This is a genomic window from Microbacterium umsixpiens (genome assembly GCF_053543675.1).
This window is the reverse complement of sequence record NZ_JBLVOH010000148.1, coordinates 3,135-7,986: the sequence shown is the minus strand read 5'-3', so window position 1 is coordinate 7,986 and position 4,852 is coordinate 3,135. Positions and strand designations below refer to the sequence as shown.

Here is a 4,852-nt window from a genome sequence, read left to right as displayed (position 1 = left end):
CCTGCACGGCGGCGGAGCCGACAGCGCCGAGCTCTCCTGGGGCGAAGTCGGACCGGCCCTCACGCAGGCGGGGCACCGCGTCATAGCGCCGGACCATCCCGGCTTCGGACACAGCCCCCGGGCCGACTGGCCGCTCACGCAGGAGCTTCTCGTCCGACACGTCGGCGAGCTCGTCGACACACTCGCACTCAGCGACTACGCGATCGCCGGGCTCTCCCTCGGCGGAGGGATGACGGTCGGGCACCTGCTCGATCAGCCCGGCCGCGCTCGCACCGCCGTGCTCCTGGGCTGCTACGGTCTGATGCCCCGCCTCGCCGACGGTGTCCGCGGTCGCATCACCCATCTGATGTCTTTCCTCCTACTGCGCTCCGGGCTGCTGGGCGCGATGACCCGTTCGTACGCACGGAACCGCCCCGCAATGGAGCGCGGACTCCGCGACCTCGTGCGCAACCCGCAGGCGCGCAGTCCCGAGCTCGTCGATGCGGTCCTCGCCGAAGCCGCCGGCGGCTCGAGCCTGGAGACGTTCGGCCAGTGGCAGCGCGATCAGGTGCTCTGGAATCGACTGCGAACGGTCTACACAGATCAGCTCGCGAGCATCCGCACGCCCACGCTGCTGGTGCACGGCGATCGCGACACCGGAGTCCCCCTCGCTCGCATCGAGACGGCAGCCGCGCTGCTGCCATCGGCGACCTTGGAGGTCGCGCACGGCGCCGGCCACTGGGTGCAGCGCGACCGCCCCGACATCGTCATCCCGGCGATGCTCGAACAGCTGAGGAGTGCCGATGCCCCGACCACGCGTTCCTGACCGACGCGCGCGCATCCTCGATGCGGCCCGAACACTCGTGCTCGCGCACGGCTTCGATGCCATGAGCGTCGCCGCCATCGCCGAGCGCGCCGGCATCGCCAAGGGTGCCGTGTATCTGGAGTTCGCCGGCAAGCGTGACATCCTCGACGCCCTGCTGCTGCAGGGCAACGTGCGCATGGCCGACCGGGTCCGAAGCGAGCTGGGTGACCATCCTCGTCTCAGCGACGCCTGTCGGGCGACGGCTCGGGCGCTGCTCGACGACCCGCTGATGACCGCTGCGTTCCTCGACGATCGGGGCATCCTCGGCTCCCACGTTATGGAGGAGACCGATGGTCGCTACCGCGAGCGTCATCAGCGGGTCGTGCAGTGGTTCCGTGAGCTGCAGGAGCGCGGGCTGATCGTCACGGATGTCGATCCACGCACACTTGCTCTGGCGCTGTCGAGCACGACGATCGGACTGCTGTCGGCGGCACGACTGCTCGGTCCGCTCGACCCCGCCCTGCTGGAGGGCACGATCGACACCATCGGGCGGATGGCCGCGGCCTTCGAGACGGAGACATGATGCACCTGGAGACCTTCGGGCGTGCGGGCGAACCACCGCTGCTGCTCCTGCACGGCGGGGGCGTCGCCGGATGGATGTGGGAGCCGATGCGCGCCCACCTACCTCCGCAGGCGAGGGTGCTGCTGCCGGACCTTCCGGGTCACGGGCGCAGCGCGGCGGAGGACTACGCCTCCCACCACGACACCGTCGAACTGCTCGCGCAGATCCTCGAGGGCGAGGGCCACCCGGCCACGGTCGCGGGCTTCTCGCTCGGGGCACAGCTCGCCGTGTTGCTCGCGGCTCTGCGACCCGACCTCGTCGAACGGGTCGTCGTGATCAGCGCACAGGCCGTGCCCCTGCGCATGACCGGACCGACTCTGGCACTGCTCGGCGCGACCGCAGGGCTCGCGAAGAACGAGAAGTTCGCGCGCCTGCAGGCCCGGGAGCTCTTCGTACCGGAGTCGCACATGGCCGACTACCTGCAGACATCGTCGGCCCTTTCCCGGGAGACGCTGCTCACCTCGGTCGAGGAGAACCTGCGATTCGTGCCTCCTGCGGACTGGGCGACATTCCCCGGGTCGGCACTGATCCTGGTCGGCGCCGCGGAGAAGAAGCTCATGAGGCGCTCGGCCGCGGCGCTGCACGCAGCACTCCCCCACAGCACGATCGAGGTCGTCGACGGCTGCGGACATGGCATCCCGCTGCAGAGACCCGAATGGCTCGCGCGGCGCATCACGGAGGCGCGCGGAGGATGACCGTGCTCCTCCGAGCGGTTCAGCTCGGGCAGACACCCTTCTCCTGCAGCGACTCGTCGGTGACGATCGCGCCGTTCACGTCGATGTCGATCACCGCCGCACCGTCGACGATCTCCAGTCCGGTGAGGGTGAGCCCGGCCGGCAGCTGATCGGCGATGCACACCCGCTGCGGTTGTGTCAGGCCCTCGCCGAGCGAGCCCAGCGTCGAGCCGACCTGGTCGAGGTCGATGTCGAGTCCGCCGATGCTCGCAGCGACCGGCGTGAGCTCCAGGTCGCCCTCCACGGCACCGGGCGTGAGGGTCAGAGAGAGCGGCACAGCGGCCCCGAAAACGCTGATCGAGCCGCTCACCGTCGCGTTCGGCGCCGCGAACTCGACCGACTCGACGGGCAGCTCGGTGCCGGCGAGCAGGGAGGTGAACTCCGCCTGATCGATGCGGATCGTTCCCGCGGCTCCGCCGAGGTCGCCGCCGCGCAGCGGGACTCCGGTCGCGGTGACCTCGGCCGCGCCAGTGACGCCCTCCAGCGTCACCGAGTCCGTCGACAGGTGCAGGGTGTCGAGGGAACCGCCGATGAGCTGCGGGAGCAACAGTCCCTGCGTCTCCACGTCGAGCTGCTGATCGGCGGGGAGATCCAGCTGCTCGATGACGATCGCGCGCACGATCCCCGGGAGCACCGCGCGCGCGATGAACTCGGCGGCGACCACGAGCAGCGCCAACACGACCACCCCGATCAGCAGCACCCACGGCCAGCGGCGGCGTGTGCGCGGAGCGGCATCGGCCTGCTGATCGGCGCCGTCCCTCGGGATCACGAGCGTCGGATGCTCGGCAGAGACGTCCGGATACGGCAGGGTGTGGTTGTCGTCGCTCATGCCTGCCATCCTGCCGTACCCGACCGGACGGACGCGCGCATCACATGCGCTCGGGGGCGCTCACTCCGAGAAGATCGAGACCGTTGCGGAACACCTGACCGGCGGCGTCGTTCAGCCACAGACGCGTGCGGTGCACGGTCTCGACCGGGTCGTCACCCTGCGGGATCACACGGCAGTTGTCGTACCAGCGGTGGTAGAGCCCTGCGAGCTCCTCGAGGTAGCGGGCGACACGGTGCGGCTCACGGACCTCGGCGGCGAATGCGACGATGCGGGGGAACTCCTGCAGCGCTCCCAGCAGAGCGGCCTCGGATTCGTGCGTCAGCGTCTCCGGCGCGAACTCCGAGCGATCCACGCCCGAGTCGGCCGCATTCCGCGCGACGTTGTGCGTGCGGGCGTGGGCGTACTGCACGTAGAAGACCGGATTGTCGTTCGTGCGCTTCTGCAGCAGCTCGGGGTCCAGATCCAGCGGCGAGTCCGCGGGCGAGCGCTCCAGCGAGTACCGCAGCGCGTCGGTGCCCAGCCAGTCGAGCAGGTCGTCCATCTCGATGATGTTGCCCGCGCGCTTGCTGAGGCGGGCGCCGTTGATCGAGACCATCTGCCCGATCAGTACCTGGACGTTCTTCTCCGGGTCTTCACCCGCTGCTCCCGCGACCGCCTTCAGACGGTGCACGTAGCCGTGGTGGTCGGCGCCGAGAAGGTAGATCTTGTTCTGGAAGCCGCGGTCGCCCTTGTTCAGGTAGTACGCGGCGTCAGCGGCGAAGTAGGTGTACTCGCCGTTCGAGCGACGGATCACGCGGTCCTTGTCATCGCCGAAGTCGGTCGTGCGCACCCAGACGGCGCCATCCTCATCGAAGACGTGTCCCTGCTCGCGCAGGCGGTCGACGGCCTGATCGATCAGGCTCGTGCCCGATGCATCCTTCGCGTGCAGCGTGCGCTCGGAGAACCAGACATCGAACGGCACGTTGAATCGATCGAGCGAGCTCTTGATCTCGGCGAGCTGGAACTCGTAGGCGAGCTCGAGCGCGACCGACGACTGCTCGCTCTCGGGAAGCTGCAGCAGGTCGGGACGTGCCTCGATCACCCGGCCGGCGAGTGTTGCGATGTACGCACCGGGATAGCCCCCCTCGGGCGTCGGCTCTCCCTTGGCGGCCGCGAGGATGGAGACGGCGAAGCGGTCCATCTGCGCTCCCGCGTCGTTGATGTAGTACTCGCGCACCGCACGCGCGCCGCTTGCGAGCAGCAGACGAACGATCGAGTCGCCGAGCGCCGCCCAACGGGTGTGCGCGATGTGGAGAGGCCCGGTCGGGTTCGCGGAGACGAACTCGACGTTCACACTGACGCCCTCCTGCGACATGTTCGTACCGTAGGCCGTGCCGGCGTCGACGATGACCTTGGCCAGCGCACCCGCGGCGGCGGCATCGAGACGGATGTTGATGAACCCGGGGCCGGCGACCTCCGCGCTCGCGATGCCGTCGACAGCGGCGAGACCGTCGGCGATCTGCTGCGCGAGCTCGCGCGGGTTCGTGCCGAAAGGCTTCGCGAGCCGCATGGCGATGTTCGATGCCCAGTCGCCGTGGTCGCGGTTGCGCGGACGCTCCAGCACGATGTCCTTCACGGAGACCCCGAGCGGCTCGCCGGGACGTCGTTCCTCGGCGATAGGAGCGAGGACGGCGAGGACAGCGGCGGCGAGGGATTCGGGGTTCATAGCCCCCTCAGTTTACGGGTCGGCGACCGGCCGTCCGACGGCGCGGGGCGCGCGGAATTCGCAATCGGCGCGCAGTGATCTACTCTCATCCCATGAAGGCCCCCGCCACCCGTCGTCGACTACGCACCGCAGGGGTCGCCATCGCCCTCCTCCTCGCCGTCGCGGCAGGCGTCGTCGG

General features: G+C 69.5%; 5 protein-coding genes. 3 read left to right on the top strand and 2 right to left on the bottom strand.

What is annotated here, in order from left to right; genetic code table 11:
- The 3 genes from ACNPM4_RS14610 to ACNPM4_RS14600 form a co-directional block, all read left to right on the top strand.
- Window positions 1–805 (top strand): alpha/beta fold hydrolase (locus tag ACNPM4_RS14610; protein ID WP_448986122.1); only part of this gene is annotated, 805 nt, incomplete at its 5' end.
- Window positions 783–1,367 carry a TetR/AcrR family transcriptional regulator gene (locus tag ACNPM4_RS14605; protein WP_036303387.1) on the top strand — a complete coding sequence of 195 codons (585 nt, stop codon included), beginning with the start codon at window positions 783–785 and terminating at the stop codon, window positions 1,365–1,367. The genes ACNPM4_RS14610 and ACNPM4_RS14605, both read left to right, overlap by 23 nt.
- Window positions 1,364–2,101, top strand: coding sequence for an alpha/beta fold hydrolase (locus ACNPM4_RS14600; protein ID WP_448986121.1), 738 nt, complete (start codon window positions 1,364–1,366; stop codon window positions 2,099–2,101). The genes ACNPM4_RS14605 and ACNPM4_RS14600 overlap by 4 nt, the downstream gene beginning before the upstream one ends.
- Window positions 2,102–2,120: 19 nt before the next feature.
- Here ACNPM4_RS14600 and ACNPM4_RS14595 read toward each other — a convergent pair whose 3' ends face one another.
- Window positions 2,121–2,969 carry an LmeA family phospholipid-binding protein gene (locus tag ACNPM4_RS14595; RefSeq protein WP_448986120.1) on the bottom strand — a complete coding sequence of 283 codons (849 nt, stop codon included), beginning with the start codon at window positions 2,967–2,969 and terminating at the stop codon, window positions 2,121–2,123.
- Between the two features lie 40 nt (window positions 2,970–3,009).
- A complete protein-coding gene (gene argS, locus ACNPM4_RS14590) occupies window positions 3,010–4,674 on the bottom strand; it encodes an arginine--tRNA ligase (protein ID WP_448986119.1) in 1,665 nt (554 codons plus the stop codon).
- Between the last annotated feature and the right edge of the window lie 178 nt (window positions 4,675–4,852).

What these genes read in the sequence shown, in the direction of transcription:
- ACNPM4_RS14600 (WP_448986121.1), top strand. Translation starts at nt 1,364, where the DNA reads ATGATGCACCTGGAGACCTTCGGGCGTGCGGGCGAACCACCGCTGCTG.
- ACNPM4_RS14595 (WP_448986120.1), bottom strand. Translation starts at nt 2,969, where the DNA reads ATGAGCGACGACAACCACACCCTGCCGTATCCGGACGTCTCTGCCGAG.
- argS (WP_448986119.1), bottom strand. Translation starts at nt 4,674, where the DNA reads ATGAACCCCGAATCCCTCGCCGCCGCTGTCCTCGCCGTCCTCGCTCCT.
- ACNPM4_RS14605 (WP_036303387.1), top strand. Translation starts at nt 783, where the DNA reads ATGCCCCGACCACGCGTTCCTGACCGACGCGCGCGCATCCTCGATGCG.